Source organism: Nonomuraea sp. NPDC049504, assembly GCF_040676845.1.
In the GTDB taxonomy this organism is placed as follows: Bacteria; Actinomycetota; Actinomycetes; order Streptosporangiales; family Streptosporangiaceae; genus Nonomuraea; species Nonomuraea salmonea.
Genome location: NZ_JBFAPT010000025.1, coordinates 117,744 through 136,492 on the forward strand (window position 1 = coordinate 117,744; position 18,749 = coordinate 136,492).

Genomic DNA, 18,749 nt, shown 5'->3' on the forward strand with positions numbered 1-18,749 from the left:
CAGCCCGACGAAAGCACGGTGCTCACTTCTCCTCGGCCTCCGCCTCGAGCAGCTCGTTCAGCAGCTCGTGCCGGCCCGACAGCTTGGCCTGGAGCAGGTGGCGGGCCGCGCGCAGCAGCTCGGCCACGTCGCCGCCGGACATCGCGTAGACCACGGTGGAGCCGTCGCGGCGGGCGGTGACCAGCTCGGAGCGGCGCAGCACGGCCAGGTGCTGCGAGAGCCCGGTGGGCTCGACCTCGATCTCGGCCAGCAGGTCGCGCACCGGTTTGGGGCCGTCCTGCAGCAGCTCCAGGACGCGGATGCGTACGGGGTGCCCGAGCAGCCGGAAGAGCTCCGCTTTGGCCTCGTACAGGGGCACCGACATGGGCACGCGCGTCCTTTCGCCGGGGAGCCATCGGGGGGGACGGGGATAAGTTTCCTATGAATTGCGATATTTCGCAATTTCGCGGGTTCTGGTCGGCTGGCGATAAGGGATGCTTGGCCGCCTTTCCTGGCGTGTCCCGGTTGGGAACCGGCGTCCGATGGTTACCGTGTTGCTTCGGGTCATAACTCTGCGTGATGGGGTCAGCTCCTCCTGAAGACATTCGAACGGCGACAAGGAGCTGTGTGCATGGACACGGTGACGGCGCGGACCGGCCACGTGAAGGAGCTGGTCGACCGGCACTTGGAGCGCCTGCTCGAACGGCAGCTCGGCCGGCTCGCCTTCCTGGGCGAGGAGGAGGCCGGCCTGATACGCGAGCACCTCGTCGCCTTCGTGCTCGGGGGCGGCAAGCGGCTGCGTCCCGAGTTCGTCTACTGGGGCTACCTGGCCGGGGGCGGGGAGCGTCCCGAGGACGTGCTGCCCGCGGCGTGCGCCGTGGAGCTCGTGCACGCGGCGGCGCTGCTGCTCGACGACATGATGGACGAGGCAGGCACCCGGCGTGGCCGCCCGGCGGCCCACGTCGCCCTGGCCGGCCTGCACCGGGCGAGGGGGCGCCGGGGCGACCCTGACCGGTTCGGCGAGTCGGCGGCGACGCTGCTCGCCCTGCTCGCGCTGACCTGGGCCGACGCGGCGCTCCTGGAGTCGGGCCCGCACCTGCCCGCCGCCCTCGACCACCTCACCAGGCTCCGCGTGGAAGCGATCGGCGGCCAGTACCTCGACCTGACCCGCACCTGGGGCGCCCGTCTCGCGGGCACCCCCGCCTCCGGGCCCCGCGCCGACCGCGAGGCGCGCGGGGCGGACACCTCCGCTTCCGGTCCCCGCACCGACTGGGAGGAACGCGGCGCGGACACCCCTGCCTTCGGGACCCGCGCCGGTCGTGAGGCGTGCGGGGAGGGCTCGTCCGAAGGCGGCGAGGAGGAGCAGGCGCGGCTCATCTCGCTCTACAAGTCGGGCAAGTACACCGTCGAGCGGCCGCTGCTGCTCGGGCATGCGGTCGCGGGCGGGTGCGCGCCGACGCGCCGGCTGCTCAGCGCGTACGCGCTGCCGCTGGGGGAGGCGTTCCAGCTCAGGGACGACGTCAACGGCGTGTTCGGCGACCCGGCCGAGACCGGCAAGCCCGCCGGGGCCGACCTGCTCCAGGGCAAGGCGACGTACCTGCTGGCCGAGGCGCGCAGGCGCACCGGCGGCGCGGACGCGCTCGACGACATCAAGGACGCAGATGGGGTGGCGGCGGCCCGCCGGCTGATCGTCGAGTGCGGCGCCCTGGACGCGGCGGAGCGGCGCATCACCGGCCTCGCCGCCGAGGCGGTCGCGGCCCTCGCCCACCCGCCCGGCCTCCCACCGCAGGCCAGGAAGGCCCTGACCGACCTGGCGGCCACTGCGACGGCCACTGCGACGGCCACTGCGACGGCCACTGCGACGGCCACTGCGACGGCCACTGCGACGGCCACTGCGACGGCCACCCCGGCCGCGACCGAGCCGGCTACGGCGCCCGCGACCGAGCCGGCGGTGAGCGAGCCTGCGGTCACCGCGACGCGGCAGGAAGGGCAGGGGCGATGAGCGGGGTCGTGGTCATCGGGGGCGGGCTCGGCGGGCTGGCGGCGGCGGTGCGGCTGGCGGCGGCGGGGCGGGAGGTCACCCTGGTCGAGGCCACCGCCGAGCCCGGCGGATGCTGCGGCGTCGCCAGGGTGGGGCCGTACCGGTTCGACGCGGGGCCGTCCGTGCTGACCATGCCGGACGTGCTCGCCGACGTCTTCGGCGCGGCCGGCGAGGAGCTGCGCGACTGGGTGCCGCTGCGCCGCCTCGACCCGGCGTACCGGATGGTGTTCGAGGACGGGTCGCGGCTGGACGTGCGGGCGGCGCCGGAGGCGATGACCGAGCAGGTCCGTACGCTGTGCGGCCCCGCCGAGGCGGCCCGCTACGCCCGCTACCGCCGGCTGCTCGGCGAGTTGTTCAGGGTGGAGTGGCCGGCGTTCATCGACGCCGACATGACCAGGCTGCGCGCCCTCGCCAGGCCGGCCGCGCTGCTGCGGCTGGCCGCGCTGGGCGGGTTCCGGCGGCTGGACCGCCTGGCGGCCCGCCACCTCACCGACCCGCGGCTGATCATGGCCCACACCTTCCAGTCCCTGTACGTCGGCCTGTCACCCCAGCGCGCCCTCGGCATCTACGCGGTCATCGCCCACATGGACACGATCGGCGGCGTCTACTTCCCCGAGCGCGGCGGCATGCACGCCATCCCGCTCGCCCTGGCGTCCCTGCTGGAGAAGCTGGGCGCGACCACCCGGTACGGCGTCCGCGCCCAGGAGGTGCTGACCGACGGCGACGGCGTCACCGGCGTGCTGCTGGAGGACGGCGAGCGGCTGCCCGCCCGCCACGTGGTGGTGGCCTGCGACCGGCTGGCGGCCCGCCGGATGCTGCCCGCCCTGGCGGCTGACTGGCGGCTGCGCCGGCCCCGTCACTCGCCGAGCTGCCTGGTGCTGCACGCCGGCCTCGCCCGCGTCCTGCCCGACCAGGCGCACCACACGCTGCACTTCGGGCGGGCCTGGCGGCAGACGTTCACGGCGCTGGAGGAGGGCCGGCCGCAGCCGGACCCGAGTCTGCTGGTCACCTGCCCGCGCCCCGACGGCGAGGCGGCGCCGCCCGGCCACGCCACGCTCAGCGTCCTCGAACCCGCGCCCAACCTGCGCCGCACCGACTGGCGGAGGCTGCGCCCCCGGCTGGAGGGGCGGCTGCTCGAGCGCCTGGCCCAGCTCGGCTACGGCGACCTCGCGGACGCGCCCAGGCTGGTGCTCGACCCGCCCGCCTGGGCCGCCAGGGGGCACAGCGCCGGGACCCCGTTCGCGCTGGACCATCGCATCACCCAGACCGCCTGGCTGCGCCCGCCGGCCGTGGCCCGCCGGGTGCCCGGGTTGCACTTCGCCGGCATGTACACCGCGCCGGGGGTCGGCGTGCCGCCGGTGCTGATCTCGGGGCGGCTCGCCGCCGCGCGCATCCTGGAGGAGCACCGGTGACGCTCACCGCCGGCTACGAGCGCTGCCGCCGGCTGCACGCCCGCTACGGCCGCTCCTACTACCTGGCCACCCGGTTGCTGCCGCAGTGGAAGCGGCGGCACGTGCACGCCCTGTACGGCTTCGCCCGGTACGCCGACGAGATCGTGGACTCGTTCACGATGACCGACGACCGCGCCCGCGCGCTCGACCGGCTGACCGCCCGGGTCGAGGCGGGACTGGCCGGCGACGGGCCCGCCGACGACCCGGTGCTGCCGGCGTTCCTGCACACCGTGCGCTCGTTCGGCATCGGCCACGACGACGTCGCCGTCTTCCTCGCCTCCATGCGCGCCGACCTGTCCGTCACCCGCTACGCCACCTACGACGACCTGCTCGGCTACATGGCGGGCTCGGCCGCCGCGATCGGCACGATGATGCTGCCCGTGCTGGAGCCGGAGCCGGGCCGCGCCGAGGCGGCCCGCGAGCCCGCCCGCCAGCTCGGCCTGGCCTTCCAGCTCACGAACTTCCTGCGCGACGTCCGCGAGGACCACGCCCGTGGCCGCGTCTACCTGCCGATGGCCGACCTGGACAAGTTCGGCGTCCGCCCGGACGCGCTGGGCGCCCGCCGCGCCGGGCCCGCCGTCCGCGAGCTGCTCGCCTACGAGGCGGAGCGCGCCCGCGACCACTACCGCGCCGCCGCCCAGGGGATCGGCCTGCTCACCGCGTCGTCACGACCGTGCGTGCGCGCCGCCTTCGAGCTTTACGGCGGCATCCTGGACGAGATCGAGCGGCGATCGTACGAGGTGCTGGCGGCCCGCGTCCGTGTCCCCGGCCACCGCAAGGGCGCGATCTTCGCCCGCCACCTCCTGGCCTCCGCCGGGGCCGCCCGCGCCGAGCGCCGCGTCCAGGTGACGCTCCCATGAACCCGCCGGTGGTGCTCGACGCGATGGGCGGCGATCACGGGCCCGTCGCGACCGTCGCGGGGGCTCTGCTGGCGTGGCGCGAGCACGGGGTGCCGGTCATGCTGGCCGGGGCGAGCGACGTCATCGACGCGGAGCTGCGCAAACACGAGGCGCTCGGTGAGCTGCCGGTCGCGCACGCCGACGAGGTCGTGCCGATGGCCGGGAGCGGGGCGGGGGCCGCCGCGCTGACCCGGTCGAGCCTCGCCGTGGGATGCGCCCTGGTCGGGCGGGGCGAGGGCGGCGCGTTCGTGACGGCGGGGTCCACCGGGGCGGCCGTCTCCTGCGCGGTACGCGGGATCGGCCGCGCCCCCGGCGTGCTGCGGCCGGCGCTCGCCGTGGTGCTGCCCGCGCTGCGCGGCGGCGGGAGCGTGCTGGTGGACGCGGGCGCGACCGCCGACCCGAGCCCGGCGATGGTGGCCCAGTTCGCCCTGCTGGGCGCGGGATACGCGCGGGCGGTGCTCGGACGGCCGGACCCGCTGGTGGGGCTGCTGTCGATCGGCGCCGAGCCGGGCAAGGGCAACCGGCTGACCCGCCGCGCCGAGGAGCTGCTGGCTGGCCTTCCGGTGCGCTTCCACGGCAACATCGAGGGCCACGACGTGCTGGCGGGCGTCGTGGACGTGATCGTCACCGACGGCTTCACCGGCAACGTGCTGCTGAAGAACGTCGAAGGCTGCGTACGCACGACGCTGGCCATGGTCGCCGAGGCCGGCATCGCGTCCCCCGGGCGGCTGGCCGAGGTGGCCCGCCGCTACGACCCCGAGACGCACGGCGGCGCGGCCCTGCTGGGGCTGCGCGGCACGGTCGTCGTCGCCCACGGCTCCTCACCCCCTGCCACCATCGCCCGCGCCTGCGTCGTCGCCCGCGACCTGGCCCGGCACGACAGCACAGCCCGTGAGCCGGTCCCATGACCGCCTCAGGGAAGGCGCAGGGGGTCGGCGCCGTCCCAGGCGCCTTCGCTGGCGTAGGGGGTGAAGCGGGCGAACAGCTCTTCCGCGTACCAGTCGTGGGCGCGTACCTGGTCGATGACCTGGCGGTGGGCGGCGCCCCGGTAGGCGAAGGCGCGCATGGCGTCCGCGTCCCGCCACAGCGAGAACGTCGCCTGCCTGGCCACCGGCCACTCGCCCATGCCGATCGAGGCCAGGCAGCCGTCCTGCCGCCGCAGCAGCTCCTCCACCGGCGGCACCGACCGGTAGAACGCGACCAGCCGCCGGGGCCTGATCGACGCCCGGGTGAGCACCGCCACCGCGCCGCCGCTCCGAGCGGCCTGCCCGGTGGCGGGGAACGGGTCGTGGCCGGACCAGGTGCCCCGGGAGGACAGCGGCGCCAGCCGAACCTGCCAGCGTTCGCGCGCCTCCTTCCGCCAGCGGGCGGCGATCGAGGACGTCCGCAGGAACGCCTCCAGATCCGCCTCCCCGCGCCAGACCGCGAACAGCGCCCACCGCCGCAGATCGGCGCCGAGCGACATGGCCCGCCCGCGTCCCGTCCCGAGGAGCCGCCAGAACCGCAGCCCAGGGGTGGCGCGCAGCAGCGGCCGGTCGAAGGCCATGTGGCTCATCGCGCCCGCGTCGGCGTACCGGACGAGATGGAACGACGCGATGGGTGAGGCGCTGGTGGCGGTCATCGCCGGTTACCTGCTCGGCTCTGTGCCGGTCGCGGTGCTGGTGGCGCGCGGGCACGGCGTCGATCCGCGCCGCTCGGGCGACCGCAACCCCGGGTACTGGAACGTCAAGGAGCAGCTCGGGCGACGGGCGGCGGTGCCGGTGCTCGCCGGGGACACCTTGAAGGGGACGCTGGCCGCGCTGGTCGCGCTCCTGGTCAGCGGGGCCCACGTCACCGGGGTCGGCACGGTCACGGGGGACAGCGTGGCGCCGGTGTACCTCGCCACGGCGGCGGCGATGGCAGGGCACGCGTGGCCGGTGTTCGCCGGGTTCCGTGGCGGACGGTCGATCTTGACGTTCGCGGGTGGGGTGGCGGTCATCTGTCCTGCGGCGTTCCTGCTGGGGCTCGTGGCGCTGCTGGTGGTGGGGTGGGCGGCGCGGTCGTTCGCGGTGGGGGCGCGGGTGGCGGTGTTCGGGGTGCCGGTGCTGCAGTTGCTGTTCGCGCCCGTCGAGATGGTGGCGGCGACCGGTGGGCTGATGTGCCTCATCGGGCTGCGCTTCGCTCAGGCCGCACTCGCCGGGCGCCGCCGGTGAGCTTCGGGTACGTGCGGCCGCGCCATGTACGGACCGGGCTGAGCGTCGCCTGGGTCAGCCGGGCCGCGGCTGCCGGGTCGAGCAGCGGCGACAGCAGCAGGCCCGCGCCCGGGTCGCGGTAGCTGCCGCGCAGCGCGTACGCCAGCAGCAGCCGCATCGCCAGCAGCCCGGCGTCCAGGCCGGTCGGGCGGCCCGCGATCACCCGCAGCGCCGGCAGCGCGCAGGTCAGCCAGAGGACGGCCAGGTCGGCCGCCTGCCATCCCGGCCCGGTCACGTCGCGCAGCGGCAGCGAGCGTCCCCACTCCCGCCACAGCTCGCCGACCGAGTCGTGCATGTCCACCTCCAGCAGCGCGCCCGCGTCCAGGAACCCCACCGACCAGCCGCGGCGGGCCAGGCAGCGGGCCAGGGCCACGTCGTCGGTCATGCGGTCGCGTACGAGGGCGAAGGCGTCCACGGCGGCCAGCTGCCCGCGACGGAACGCCAGGCACTGGCCGTTCGCGACGGCGCGGTGCGGCGGTGGCGGGGTCGCCGGCCCGACGGGGCCGAACCGGTAGACCAGCGTCGCCAGCATCGACGCGTGCAGCGCCTGCTCCAGCACGCCGGAGCAGACGAACCGGGGGCCTGCGCTCACCAGGTCGTACCGTTCGAGCGCGGCCGCCATCGCCCCGAACAGCCCAGGCGCCGGCCGCGCGTCAGCGTCCAGCGTGACCACGACCTCACCGGTGGCGGCGGACACACCCTGGCGCAGCGCCCACTGTTTGCCCACCCACCCGTCCGGCAGCGGCGCCCCGGTGATCACCTTGGCGCCCAGCTCGGCGGCCACCCTGGCGGTGCCGTCCCGTGAGCCGTCGTCCACCACGATCGCCTCGGACACGGCCGGGTCGGCGAGCGCGGCCCGCAGACACGGCCCGATGCGCCCTTCCTCGTCGCGCGCCGGCACCACCACGGAGATCGTCCCAGCGACCTTGGTGACCGGGGAGAGCGCCGCCACCCGCCGCCGCCCCCTCGCGAGCCGCACCGCGACGACAGCCCCCGCGACCGCCTGCGCGACGCCGAGCGCCCTGCTCATCCGCCGCCGAGGCGGCTCGGCGGTGAGCGCCCTCATCGCCCGCCGCCAGCGGCCGGGCCGGCGATGGCTCGCGTGCTTCCGGGGAAGTCGTGTGCGACCAGGCCGGCGACGATCCTCGCGCCCATCGTCACCATCGGCAGGCCGCCGCCCGGGTGGGTGGATCCGCCGACCAGATACAGGCCGCGCCGGGGGCCGCGGTTGGCGGGGCGGCGGAAAGGGGCGAGGCGGCCGTGGTGGGCGGCGCCGTAGATGGCGCCGCCCCAAGCGCCGTAGCGGTCGCGCAGGTCGGCCGGGGTGAACACGTCGGCGAACCGCAGCCGGCCGGACAGGTCGTGGCCGCGCTCGGCCAGCCGTTCGAAGACCAGGTCCCGGTACGCGTCCACCCGCATCGGCCAGCGCGCCGGGTTGCGGGCGGGGACGTTGACGAGCAACGTCCAGTTCTCGCAGCCCGATGGCGCCTGGGAGGCGTCGTCCACCGCCGAGCAGCCGACGTAGACGGTCGGATCCTGGGGCGGCACCCGGCGGTCGAAGATGTCGGCGAACTCCCGCTCGTAGTCGCCCGAGAACAGCACCGAGTGGTGGGGCAGCCCCGGCGTGCGGCCCTCCACCCCGGCCAGCACCAGCAGCGCCGACGACGACAGGCCGAGCCGGGCGATGCCGCGCAGCCGGCGGCGGTCCGGCAGCAGGTTCCCGTACAGGGCGGCGGCGTCGGTGTTGGCCACCACGACGTCTGCCCGCACCCGCCGCCCGCTCGCCAGCCGCACCCCCGTGACGCGGGAGCACGACGTCTCGACGGCGGCGACCGGCTCCGACAGGAACACCCGCACCCCCGCGGCCTTGAGCAGCAGGACCAGGTCGTCGGCCAGCCGGGCGAGGCCGCCAGGCGCGTACCAGACGCCCTGCCCGTGCTCCAGCGCCGGCACGCAGCCCAGCGCCGCGGGCGCGCGGTACGGGCTCGACCCGGCGTAGGTGGCGTAGCGGCCGACGTACTGGCGCAGGCGGGGATCGCGGAAGAAGCGGCGGGCCAGCCCGTCCAGCGTCCGCCCCGGCGCCACCGCCATCAGGTCGGACAGCCGCGCCTCCCCGGCCGGCCGCCCGCTGCCGCGCAACTGGATCAGCGGTCCGGCGAAGACCGTGCGGCCGGCCGCTCGCAGGCAGCCCTGGGCCCAGTCGTGGAAGGCGTGCCACGCCCGCCCCTCGCCCGGCGCCAGGCGGTCCACGGCCGCGGCCATCAGCGCGGGGTCCCGGCGCGCGTCCAGCACGCTCCCGTCGGCGAACCGGTAGCGGCACAGCGGCTCCGGCTCCACCAGCTCGCGCCGCAGCCCCAGCTCGCGGAAGAGGCCGGGCATGGTGAGCAGCGAAGGGCCGAGCGAGAAGGTGAAACCGTCCCTGTGATGCTCGGCCAGCTTGCCTCCGAGCCGCGGCGACTGCTCGTACAGGCGGACCTCGTGGCCCTGCCTGGCGAGCAGCAGCGCGCACACCATGCCGCCCACGCCGCCGCCGATCACCGTCACCTCTGCCATGACCGCCTCCAGGCGGGCGCGGCGAACGCGCCCATCGCGATCCCGCCGGCCGCCGCCACCAGCGGGTCGGCGGGGACGAACACCGCCGCGAACGCGACCGTCTCCATCACCGCCATGACCGTGTAGAGCACGAGCAGCCCGCCGACCGGCGGCGGGTCGCCGGCCACGCGCCCGATGGCGAGCATGACCAGCGCCGACACCAGCAGCCAGCCGGCGAAGTTGGTGAGCGGGATGCCGCGGTAGAAGCCGTCCTCGGCCCACGTCCACAGCCCGAGCCTGACCATCTGCGGGTCGAGGAACAGGTCCCACGCCGTCAGCGCGCCCGCCCCCGCGCACACGCGGCCCCAGCCGGTGGCGAGTGCCGCGCCCACCGCGTACGCCGCCAGCCCCATGCCGCCCCAGGCCAGCGTCACCACCAGGGGTACGCCGCCGATCTGCGGCCACAGCACGTCCGTGTAGCGGTAGGAGCCGAACGGGAACCCGGTCAGCACGCCGATCAGCTCGGCCGCGTACCCGGTCAGCACCGCCGCCCCGAAGGCGCGCACCGCCCTGCGCGCCCCCCAGCTCTCCGCCGCGAAGGCGACCGCGGACGCCGCGAGCAGCGCCACGATGACCGTGACGTACCGGTCAGGCCGCGCGTCCAGCCCTGACACCACCTGCACGGCCGTCATGGCGAGCAGCGACAGCGCGCCGAGCACGCGGGCCGGCCTGACTGCCCTACCTGTCGTCCCTTCCACGCCCTGTCTTCCCGTAGCGGTCTTCCCGTAGCGGTGAGTCCGGGGGTGGACCTGCCCCGCCGCCCGTCAAGGGAGCATCCGGCGCGGGCCAAGGATCGTCCGTACCGGCCGTATCCGGGCATCATTACCGAACGCGGAGGTCCAGCGGGGCGCGCGCAGAGATTGCGCCGGGAAGCCCTCGGGTAGCCGGGCAAGCCACGTTTGCTCACTCGAACCCAGCGCGAAGGAGCGCACGCACATGACCTTCAACCCACTGCAGGAGCGGGGCATCCCGCTGGACAAGCAGCTGCGCAACTGGCGGGAGCTGAACGTCACGCCGACCGATCCCGATCACGCCGACCCGTACACGCGGTGCCGCATCATCACGATGAACGGCATCGAGGTCGAGGCGATCATGTTCAGCCACCACCTGGCCCGGCACTGTCCGGACGTGGAGATCAAGCAGCAGCTGGCCCGGGTGCGCTACATCGAGGCGCAGCAGCAGAAGGTGGTCAACTGGCTGCTGCCCGGTCTCGCCTCGGTGCTGGAGACGACGATCGCGTACGAGCAGGTCGCGGTGGACCTCACCGCCTGGGTCGCCCGCATGGAGCCCGACCCGTACCTGCAGCAGGCGTACCAGTTCGGCGTCCTGGAGGACTTCGACCACCTCTACCGCTACGCCAACCTGTACGAGATGATCGAGCACCGCAAGGCCGAGAAGATCGTCGACCAGCTCACCGAGGTCATGCCGGGCCGGCCGACGTTCATGCACCACCGCAACCCGATCGACAACGTGCGCGAGCCCTATGACCGCTCCACCGCCGCGCCGATCTCCAAGCTGCACGCCCTGACGATCATGGCGGCCGAGCAGCAGACGATGAACTTCTACATGAACGTCGGCCCCACCTACATGGAGCCGATCGCCCGCCAGCTCTACCAGGAGATCGGCCTCATCGAGGAGGAGCACGTCACCCACTACGAGTCCCTCGTGGACCCGGGCGAGAGCTGGTGGGAGATGCTCATGAACCACGAGTACAACGAGTGCTACCTGTACCACTCGTTCATGGAGACCGAGTCCGACCCCAAGGTGAAGAACATCTGGGAGCTCCACCTCAACATGGAGCTGGAGCACCTGCGGCTGGCCGTGGAGATGTTCAAGCGGTTCGACGGCCGCGACCCGGAGGAGGTGCTGGCGCCCGAGCTGCCGGCGCCGGTGACGTTCGAGCCGAACAAGGCGTACCTGCGCGAGCTGATCGCGACCCAGATCGACTACACCACCCTGGGCACCGGCTACGTCCAGGAGGCCCACGAGCGCTTCGAGAAGATGCAGGAAGCGATCATGGGCGGCGAGAAGGCCCCCTCGGAGCGGGTCATCGACGACAACCGCGCCAAGAACGGCCGCGAGTACCGGCTGCAGACCGAGGGCGAGCACCCGGTCCACAGCCTCGCCGCCAACCGCTGACCCAGCGGCCCCGGGCTCCGCACCACGGTGGGCCCGGGCCCGTGCGCGTGACCCGCTCGCTCTGAGATGATCTCTGTCCGTCACAGGACACGACATGAGGGGTGCCGGCGGTGGACGGTGTACGGCAGGAGGACACGCAAAGGGAGGCGGACGGGCGCCTGCTCGCCGGCCGCTACCGGCTGACCGGCCTGCTGGGCCGCGGCGGGATGGGAGCCGTCTGGGCCGCCCGCGACGAGCAGCTCGGCCGCGAGGTGGCGGCCAAGGAGCTGTTCCTGCCCGAGCAGCTCGACGACGCCGAGCGGGCGCACTGGATCGCCAGGCTCGACCGCGAGGCGCGCGCCGCCGCGCGGCTCAAGCATCCCGGCATCGTCACCGTGCACGATCACGTCACGGGCGCCGACGGCCGGCCGTGGATCATCATGGAGCTGGTGCGCGGGCGCTCCTTACAGGACCTGCTGGCGGAGCGGGGGCCGCTGCCGCCCGCGCGGGCCGCGCGGATCGGGCTCCAGGTGCTGGACGCCCTGTGCGCGGCCCACCAGGCCGGCATCACGCACCGCGACATCAAGCCGGCCAACGTCCTGCTGGAGGGCGAGCGGGTCGTCCTGACCGACTTCGGCATCGCGGCCGTCGAGGGTGACGTCACGCTGACCGGCACGGGCGCGATCCTCGGCACGCCCGCGTACATGGCGCCCGAGCAGGCGCTGGGCCGGCCGGCCACGCCTGTGTCCGACCTGTGGTCGCTCGGCGCGACGCTCTACACCGCCGTGGAGGGGCGTCCCCCGTACGACGGCGCGAGCGCCGGGGCGATCTTCGTCGCCGTCGCCACCCGCGACCCCGCACCGCCCGCGAAGGCCGGTCCCCTGGAGCCGGTGCTGATGGCGCTGCTGCGCCGCGACCCCGCGCACCGGCCGGCCGCCCACGACGTCCGCGCGCACCTCGCCGCCGTCGCCGAGGACCGCACGCCACCAGGCCCCGCCACCCTCCGCCTGCCCGCCGACCCGCCGCCTTCCGACAAACCTGGACGTCCGCCCAGGTCAGGCCGGCTCCGGCTGCTCCTCCGCCTGCTCGTGGGCGCAGGAGCCGCCGTGGCGCTCGTCGTCGCGGTGGCCGCGGCGATCCAGATCCGCGAAGCCCTGCAAGAGAGCCAGGAACGTGAGCGCTACGCCGCCAACATGGACCTGCTGGCGGGCCTCGGCACGATCCCGGGCAAGTCGGTCCACTTCCAGGAGGGGGAGGAGAGCACCGTCGAGGTGTCGGCCACCCTGTGCGAGAAGGAGTACGCCACCGAGCAGGACAGGTGCGACGTGGGCGTCCTGGTCGACACCGTCGTCGAATGGCTGCGAACCCGCCCCGCCGTCCGCTCCGTGAACTTCACCCGGCCCAAGGAGGACTGCGGCGACGACTACGAGGACGGCGGCTGCCGACTCACCGTCCTCACCCAGAGCCCCCTGAAGCTGAGCGAGGTCGAGATCGCCAACTTCTCCGAGGACGGCGACAAGGACCTGATCAAGCTCAGATTCATCGTCGGATGACTCGTCCTCACGACCATAACTGCACTCGATGTCCGCGTAGAAATGCTCCACCTCGATACCGTCGGAGCGTTCAGCGATGATCGTCGACATGGCGGCATTCTGCACTGCTTCGACGGGGGAGAACGTCAGTCGCCGTGCGGGTCGGTGGCGTTCAGGATGGACACCACCTCGTCGTAGTCGCCGCGGACCTCGCTGTAGCGGAGGAACTTGACCCGCTCGACCTGGATCTCCTTCGCGTCCGGCCGGCTCTCCAGCAGCGCCATGGTCTCGGCCACGTACTCGTCCAGGGGCATGGCGTGCTCGTTCTCCTCGTGCCCGGGCAGCAGCGCGGTGCGCACGGCGGGCGGGACGAGCTCCACCACCCGCACGCTCGTGCCCTCCAGCTGCAGCCGGATCGACTCGCTCAGCATGTGGATCGCCGCCTTGGAGGCGTTGTAGCTGGGGGTGACGGTGAGCGGGGTGAACGCCAGCCCCGAGGACACGGTGACGATGGCCGCGTCGGGCCGCGTCTGCAGGTGCTCGATGAACGCGGCGATGAGCCGGATCGGCCCGAGCACGTTCGTCGTCACGACGGACTCGGCGGAGGCGAGGAACGACTCGGGCTTGCGCCAGTCCTCGACCCGCATGATGCCGGCCATCGCGATCAGCACGTTCAGGCCGGGGTGCCGGGCGAGCACCTGCTCCGCGGCGGCCTGGATGCTGGCGGGGTCGGCGGTGTCGACGGTGACGGTGTCCACGCCGGGGTGCTCGGCGGCGATCCGCTCCAGCAGTTCGGTACGCCGCCCGCCCACGATCACGGTGTTGCCCTTGTCGCGCAGGGCGAGGGCGAGCGCGAGCCCGATGCCGCTCGTCGCACCGGGGATGAAGATGGTGTTCCCTGAGATCTGCATGCTTCGAGCGTGGCCCGGCGGGCGGCGCGGGTGCAGAGACCGGTCATCGGGGGATCGGCGATCCCTGGTTAGCGCGCCGGCCGTGCACATAATGGGATATATGGATCGTGCAGCCCTGGCGGACTTCCTGCGCCGCCGCCGCGAAGCCCTCCGTCCCGAGGACGTCGGGCTCCCGCCCGGAGCCCGCCGCCGGGCGCCCGGGCTGCGGCGCGAGGAGGTGGCGGCGCTCGCGGTGATGTCCACCGACTACTACACCCGGCTGGAGCAGCAGCGCGGCCCGCAGCCGAGCGTGCAGATGCTCGCCTCGCTGGCGCGGGCGCTGCGGCTGACCGACGACGAGCGCGGCTACCTGTTCCAGATCTGCGGCCACAACGCCCCCTCGTCCCTGTCGGCCGTGACGCACGTCGCGCCGCCGCTGCTGCGGGTGCTGGACCGCCTGTCCGACACACCGGCGCTCATCGTGTCCGACCTGGGGGAGACGCTGGTGCAGAACCGGATGGCCGAGGCGTTGTTCGGCGACAAGTCGCACTACGCGGGCCTGGCGCGCTACGACATCTACCGCTGGTTCACCGACCCGGCCGCGCGGCGCTGCTACCCGGAGAGCGACCACGGCCGGCAGAGCCGTTCCCTGGTCGCGAACCTGCGCGCCGCCTACGGCGTACGCGGGCCGCGCTCCCAGGCGGGCGAGCTGGTACGGGCGCTGAGCAGGGAGAGCGCCGAGTTCGCCGAACTGTGGGAGCGGCACGAGGTGGCCAAGCGGTTCGAGGACCACAAAGTGCTCGTCCATCCGGAGCTGGGCGAGATCGAGGTGGACTGCCAGGTGCTGTTCACCGAGGACCAGGCGCAGGCGCTGCTGGTGCTCACCGCGTCGCCGCGTACCGAGGGGCACGAGAAGCTGCGGCTGCTCGGCGTCGTGGGGCGGCAGCAGTTCGCCGAACGGGCCTGAACGCGTCACGCGGGCATCCGCTCCAGCTCCAGCAGGCCGAAGCCGAGCTGGCTGTAGAGCTCCAGCTGGTCGTAGTACTCCCGGTGTGTACAGATCTTCCCGTCCTTGACGAAGCTTGTGCAGGTCGCCCTTACCGAGATGGAACGGCCCGTCGGCTCGATCTCCCGGCCGCCGGGCATCAGCAGGGTGCCGTTGTGGGTGCCGGTGTACGTCCACTCGGTGACCGCCGGGTTCTCGCAGTCGCCCAGCTCGAACCAGGCCGCCGCGTGCCAGTCGGGAAAGCCCTGGAACGTCTGCTGGTACATCCACTCGATCTGGTCGTGTCCCTCGGCGAGGCCGCCAGGCGTGACGTAGACGGCGTCCTCGCTGTAGCAGGTGAGGATGCGCGGTATGTCGTGGGCGTTGACCGCCGCGTTCAGCCGGTGCTTGAGATCCCAGAACATCGACACGGTTACCCCCAAGCCTGGTCGCCACGGCCGCCACCGGCCCGGTGCACCTCCTCCAGTGTCGGCGGGACCCGCGGCACGGCGCTGCCAAGCACCCGCCAAAATCGCCATCCGCGCCGGGCTGCGACTCCAGCGGCCGGTAAACGCCAGGTTCGCGGGTGCCGGGCCGCTGTCCGGGCTCTTTCTGGGTAGGCGTACCGCCTCTGACCTACAGGAGAGGAGCGGTGCCGTGCACGCCTTTCAGGAGCCGGTGATCGATCAGGTGCAGTCCGGGATGAAGGTCGTCGACAGCGACGGCCAGGAACTGGGGACGGTGGAGTTCGTGAAGCTGGGCGACCCGGGGGCCGCGACCACCGAGGGCCAGGAGTCCGACCCGCGGCCCGGTGTCGTGCCGATCCTGGCCGACGTCTTCACCGACCCCGAGCCTGACCTGCCGCCCGCGCTCGCGGCCCGGCTCGTGCGTACGGGTTTCCTCAAGGTGGACGCCAAGGGGCTGTTCTCCCGCGACCTTTACGTCACCCCCGACCAGGTGGCCAGGATCGACGGGAACGTCGTGCACCTCAGCGCGGGTCGCGGCGCGCTGGCCAAGGAGAGCTGACCCCGGGGGCGCGCCCGCCTCCCGGCGGGTGTTTCCTCTGCCTTCTGTCGGGCAACCGGCTTGCATGATGCGAGCTCTCATGAAGGGCGCCGTGAGCGGCGTCCTCGCCACCGCCGCGATGAGCGGGGTCATGCTGGCCGGCAGCCGGATGGGCCTCATGCCCGACCAGCCGCCCAAGCGGATCGCCCGCGCGATGCTCCCGGGCCACAAGCACCGGCCGAAGTCCGGCGAGGGCGCCGCGGGCGCGCTCGCCCACTTCGGCTTCGGCGCCGCCGCCGGCTCCCTGTACGGCCTGCTCGTCCGCGGCCAGGCCCCGTCGATCGCCGGCATCGGCTACGGCCTGGCCATCTGGGCCGCCAGCTACCAGGGTTGGGTGCCCGGCATGAACATCCTCCCCGCCGCCACGGAGGACCGCCCCGGCCGCCCGGCCGTCATGATCGCCGGCCACGTGGTGTACGGCATGATGCTCACCAAACTGATGAACCGCCTCAACGCCCGCAAGGCGGGTGAAAAGCCCCACGAGCCGACCTACATCCACGACACCGGCCACCTCGAACCCGCCCTCACCTAACAGCCGCCCACCAGCCCCGCCGCCCACCAGCCCCGCCGCCGGCCTGCCCGGCCGGCAGCGGCGGCGGTCAGGGCCAGGGGCCGGGCCGGGCTGGGCGGACACCGCTGACGCGCCTCCGCCCAGCAGGCGACGGGCAGGTCCGCCCGCCGCCCCCCTGAGCATCGGGACCGCCGCCCAGAGTCGGCCCGGCCGGCAGCGGGCCGTCGAGGTCGGGCGAGGGTCAGGAGGTCGGGGGTTCGGTGAGGAGGTCTTGGTCGAGGACCGTGTCGAGTTGCAGTTCTCGGTAGCCGGCCGTGTCGAACAGGACCGTCAGGCGGTCCTCGCCGCGCTGGATGACCTCGCCGGGCCCCCACGTACGGTGCTCGACCCTGGCGTGGGCGGCGAACGGCCCGCTCTCCTCCTCCACCTGCCGGTCGGCGGTGCCGGCCAGGCAGGTGTCGCAGTTGCCGCACGCGTCGGCGACCTGCTCGCCGAAGTAGCCGAGCAGGAACCGCCGCCGGCAGTCATCGGTCTCGGCGTAGCGGCGCATCATCTCCAGCCGGGTACGCTCCACGTCCCGCCGCCGCTCGGCCAGCTCCACGGCCAGCTCGGCGGCCTCCTCAGGTGCGGGCGCGCCGGGCGCGGGCTCGACGCGGCGGGTGCCGACGCGTACGGCGCCGGCCCGTTCCAGCAGGTCGAGCAGCGTCGTCAGGCGGCGCGCCGACACGTCGGCCCGCTCGCGCAGTGCACGCCGGTCGCCTCCGCCCTCCGCCACGGCCCGCGCCACCCGGGCCAGAACCTCGGCGTCCGGTACGGACCCGGTGAAGTAACGCTGCAAGCCCAGGTTCTCGGGACGGTAGAACAGCGTCGCCGAGGCGCGTTCGCCGTCCCGCCCTGCCCTGCCGATCTCCTGGTAGTAGGCGTCAGGCGACCCTGGCACCTCGGCATGGACGACGAACCGCACGTCCGGCTTGTCGATGCCCATGCCGAACGCGCTGGTCGCCACCACCACGTCCACGTCCCCGGACATGAACCTGCCGTGCACCTCGTCGCGCTCGGAGCGCCGCAGCCCGGCGTGGTAGGCCGCCGCCCGCACCCCGGCCTCGCCGAGCAGCTCGCTCAGGCGGGTGGTCTGCTTGCGTACGGCCGTGTAGACGATGCCGGGCCCGGTCTCGGCCGCGACGGCGGAGACGATGTCGGCGGCGGGGTCGTCCATCATCCTGCGGACGGTGAGCGAGATGTTCGGCCGGTCGAACCCCTGCACGATCTCCACCGGATCCCGCAGCCCCAGCCGTTCGGCGATCTCCACCCGCACGGGCGGCGCGGCGGTGGCGGTCAGCGCGGCGATCGCCGGCCGGCCGAGAGCCTCGGCGACCTGCCCCAGCCGCAGGTAGTCGGGCCGGAAGTCGTGACCCCAGGAGGAGATCAGGTGCGCCTCGTCCACGACCAGCAGCGACGGCTTCGCGGCGGCCAGGTCGCGGACGACGTCGGGCTTGGCGAGCTGCTCCGGAGCACAGAACAGGAACTCCGTCTCCCCGGCGCGCAGCGACTCGAACGCGGTGCGCCGCCGCCCCGCCGAGGTGCCGGCGTCGAGGCTCACCGCCTCCTCATCACGCTCGCGCAGCGCCTCGACCTGGTCGCGCTGGAGGGCGATGAGCGGGGAGACCACGACGGTGGGGCCGGGCAGCAGCAGCGCGGGCACCTGGTAGATCGCGGACTTGCCGGCCCCGGTCGGCATCACGACCAGCACGTCCGTGCCGCGCGCCAGCGCGCTCATCGCGCCGAGCTGGCCGGGCCGCAGGTCGGTCAGGCCGAGCGCCTGCCGCGCCACCCGCTCGCACGCCGCGCCCACGTCCTCCATCGGGGCCTCCCGTCTCGTTCTGCCCGGTGTCCTTCAGCGGGGACGGGTCGGCTGCCCGGCGCGTGGCCGGGCAAACGACAGGTCAGCGGATGACGGCCGTCCGGCGGCTGAGCAGCACGCCCAGGCCGGTCATGCCGAGGCCGAGGATGAGGTGCAGCCAGTTGTCGGCGGTGTTCAGCGGCACGAAGTTGGCCGGGCTGTCGTGCGTGATGAGCAGGCCGTACAGCCAGAGCACGAGGTAGATGACGCCGCCGCCGATGAGGAAGGCGCGGGCGCCGCTCCACGTCCTGGCCATCAGCACGCCCGCGATGCCGAACAGCAGGTGGACGATGTTGTGCAGGATCGAGACCTGGAAGACGCCGAGCAGCATCGCGTCCGAGTGGTGACCGGCGAACTGCAGGTCGTCGTAGTTGGTGGTCACGCCCGGGACGAACCCGAGCACGCCGACCAGCAGGAACACCACGCCGGTGACCAGCGCGGCGAGCTGCAGCGGAGTGCGGTTTGCTGTGGTGCGCGAAGTGCTCATCTTGGGGGGCCTTCCTGGGTAGTCGGAGCGCCCCTCTACCCACGGAGACGAACGCATTCGTCCCGGCG

19 protein-coding genes are annotated in these 18,749 nt (G+C 73.7%); 10 read left to right on the forward strand and 9 right to left on the reverse strand.

The window, feature by feature from the left end:
- Positions 1 to 22: 22 nt before the first annotated feature.
- Positions 23 to 364: a metalloregulator ArsR/SmtB family transcription factor gene (locus AB0K28_RS38290; protein ID WP_345385380.1), complete on the reverse strand. Its 342-nt coding sequence runs from the start codon at positions 362 to 364 to the stop codon at positions 23 to 25.
- A gap of 246 nt (positions 365 to 610) precedes the next feature.
- Here AB0K28_RS38290 and AB0K28_RS38295 point away from each other — a divergent pair, with 246 nt between their 5' ends.
- The 4 genes from AB0K28_RS38295 to AB0K28_RS38310 are packed head-to-tail and all read left to right on the forward strand — an operon-like array spanning position 611 to position 5,278.
- Complete coding sequence (locus AB0K28_RS38295; RefSeq protein WP_364379810.1) at positions 611 to 1,981, forward strand: polyprenyl synthetase family protein; 1,371 nt, start codon at positions 611 to 613, stop codon at positions 1,979 to 1,981.
- A complete protein-coding gene (gene crtI, locus AB0K28_RS38300; RefSeq protein ID WP_364379813.1) occupies positions 1,978 to 3,432 on the forward strand; it encodes a phytoene desaturase family protein in 1,455 nt (484 codons plus the stop codon). Before AB0K28_RS38295 ends, crtI (AB0K28_RS38300) begins: the two co-directional genes overlap by 4 nt.
- A complete protein-coding gene (locus AB0K28_RS38305; RefSeq protein ID WP_345385378.1) occupies positions 3,429 to 4,331 on the forward strand; it encodes a phytoene/squalene synthase family protein in 903 nt (300 codons plus the stop codon). Before crtI (AB0K28_RS38300) ends, AB0K28_RS38305 begins: the two co-directional genes overlap by 4 nt.
- A complete protein-coding gene (locus tag AB0K28_RS38310) occupies positions 4,328 to 5,278 on the forward strand; it encodes a phosphate acyltransferase PlsX (RefSeq protein ID WP_364379817.1) in 951 nt (316 codons plus the stop codon). The genes AB0K28_RS38305 and AB0K28_RS38310 overlap by 4 nt, the downstream gene beginning before the upstream one ends.
- Before the next feature lie 5 nt (positions 5,279 to 5,283).
- Here AB0K28_RS38310 and AB0K28_RS38315 read toward each other — a convergent pair whose 3' ends face one another.
- Positions 5,284 to 5,991 (reverse strand): spheroidene monooxygenase, encoded by a 708-nt coding sequence (locus AB0K28_RS38315; RefSeq protein WP_345385376.1) that lies wholly within the window; start codon positions 5,989 to 5,991, stop codon positions 5,284 to 5,286.
- On the opposite strand from AB0K28_RS38315, the gene AB0K28_RS38320 reads away from it, so the two are divergent.
- Positions 5,966 to 6,562, forward strand: a complete 597-nt coding sequence (locus AB0K28_RS38320; protein ID WP_364379820.1) for a glycerol-3-phosphate acyltransferase — start codon at positions 5,966 to 5,968, stop codon at positions 6,560 to 6,562. The genes AB0K28_RS38315 and AB0K28_RS38320 overlap by 26 nt on opposite strands.
- Here AB0K28_RS38320 and AB0K28_RS38325 read toward each other — a convergent pair.
- From AB0K28_RS38325 to AB0K28_RS38335, 3 genes are read right to left on the reverse strand one after another with little or no spacing between them, the layout of a single operon-like run.
- Positions 6,513 to 7,667, reverse strand: a complete 1,155-nt coding sequence (locus AB0K28_RS38325) for a glycosyltransferase family 2 protein (protein ID WP_364379823.1) — start codon at positions 7,665 to 7,667, stop codon at positions 6,513 to 6,515. The two genes, AB0K28_RS38320 and AB0K28_RS38325, sit on opposite strands and share 50 nt — an antisense overlap.
- Entirely contained in the window at positions 7,664 to 9,154 is a 1,491-nt protein-coding gene (gene crtI, locus AB0K28_RS38330) for a phytoene desaturase family protein (protein WP_364379826.1), read from the reverse strand. Before crtI (AB0K28_RS38330) ends, AB0K28_RS38325 begins: the two co-directional genes overlap by 4 nt.
- Positions 9,142 to 9,852 (reverse strand): carotenoid biosynthesis protein, encoded by a 711-nt coding sequence (locus AB0K28_RS38335; RefSeq protein ID WP_364379829.1) that lies wholly within the window; start codon positions 9,850 to 9,852, stop codon positions 9,142 to 9,144. The genes crtI (AB0K28_RS38330) and AB0K28_RS38335 overlap by 13 nt, the downstream gene beginning before the upstream one ends.
- A gap of 277 nt (positions 9,853 to 10,129) precedes the next feature.
- Here AB0K28_RS38335 and AB0K28_RS38340 point away from each other — a divergent pair, with 277 nt between their 5' ends.
- Together AB0K28_RS38340 and AB0K28_RS38345 are read left to right on the forward strand one after the other, a co-directional pair.
- Positions 10,130 to 11,332: a hypothetical protein gene (locus AB0K28_RS38340; RefSeq protein WP_364379832.1), complete on the forward strand. Its 1,203-nt coding sequence runs from the start codon at positions 10,130 to 10,132 to the stop codon at positions 11,330 to 11,332.
- A gap of 110 nt (positions 11,333 to 11,442) precedes the next feature.
- Positions 11,443 to 12,864: a serine/threonine-protein kinase gene (locus tag AB0K28_RS38345; protein WP_364379835.1), complete on the forward strand. Its 1,422-nt coding sequence runs from the start codon at positions 11,443 to 11,445 to the stop codon at positions 12,862 to 12,864.
- A 125-nt stretch (positions 12,865 to 12,989) separates the two neighbouring features.
- On the opposite strand, the gene AB0K28_RS38350 is transcribed toward AB0K28_RS38345, so the two are convergent.
- Positions 12,990 to 13,754: an SDR family NAD(P)-dependent oxidoreductase gene (locus tag AB0K28_RS38350; protein ID WP_364379838.1), complete on the reverse strand. Its 765-nt coding sequence runs from the start codon at positions 13,752 to 13,754 to the stop codon at positions 12,990 to 12,992.
- A 100-nt stretch (positions 13,755 to 13,854) separates the two neighbouring features.
- Here AB0K28_RS38350 and AB0K28_RS38355 point away from each other — a divergent pair, with 100 nt between their 5' ends.
- Positions 13,855 to 14,700 (forward strand): helix-turn-helix transcriptional regulator, encoded by an 846-nt coding sequence (locus AB0K28_RS38355; protein ID WP_345385367.1) that lies wholly within the window; start codon positions 13,855 to 13,857, stop codon positions 14,698 to 14,700.
- A gap of 5 nt (positions 14,701 to 14,705) precedes the next feature.
- Here the strand turns inward: AB0K28_RS38355 and AB0K28_RS38360 are convergent, their stop codons facing one another.
- Positions 14,706 to 15,143, reverse strand: a complete 438-nt coding sequence (locus AB0K28_RS38360) for an ester cyclase (RefSeq protein WP_345385366.1) — start codon at positions 15,141 to 15,143, stop codon at positions 14,706 to 14,708.
- A 232-nt stretch (positions 15,144 to 15,375) separates the two neighbouring features.
- Here AB0K28_RS38360 and AB0K28_RS38365 point away from each other — a divergent pair, with 232 nt between their 5' ends.
- Both AB0K28_RS38365 and AB0K28_RS38370 read left to right on the forward strand, forming a co-directional pair.
- On the forward strand, positions 15,376 to 15,744 hold the full coding sequence (locus AB0K28_RS38365; RefSeq protein ID WP_364379841.1) for a hypothetical protein: 369 nt from the start codon (positions 15,376 to 15,378) through the stop codon (positions 15,742 to 15,744).
- A gap of 79 nt (positions 15,745 to 15,823) precedes the next feature.
- Positions 15,824 to 16,315 (forward strand): DUF6789 family protein, encoded by a 492-nt coding sequence (locus tag AB0K28_RS38370; protein WP_364379844.1) that lies wholly within the window; start codon positions 15,824 to 15,826, stop codon positions 16,313 to 16,315.
- Positions 16,316 to 16,535: 220 nt separating this feature from the next.
- On the opposite strand, the gene AB0K28_RS38375 is transcribed toward AB0K28_RS38370, so the two are convergent.
- Both AB0K28_RS38375 and AB0K28_RS38380 read right to left on the reverse strand, forming a co-directional pair.
- Positions 16,536 to 18,155, reverse strand: a complete 1,620-nt coding sequence (locus tag AB0K28_RS38375) for a RecQ family ATP-dependent DNA helicase (RefSeq protein WP_364379846.1) — start codon at positions 18,153 to 18,155, stop codon at positions 16,536 to 16,538.
- 82 nt (positions 18,156 to 18,237) lie between these two features.
- Positions 18,238 to 18,681, reverse strand: a complete 444-nt coding sequence (locus tag AB0K28_RS38380; protein WP_345409214.1) for a DUF4383 domain-containing protein — start codon at positions 18,679 to 18,681, stop codon at positions 18,238 to 18,240.
- Between the last annotated feature and the right edge of the window lie 68 nt (positions 18,682 to 18,749).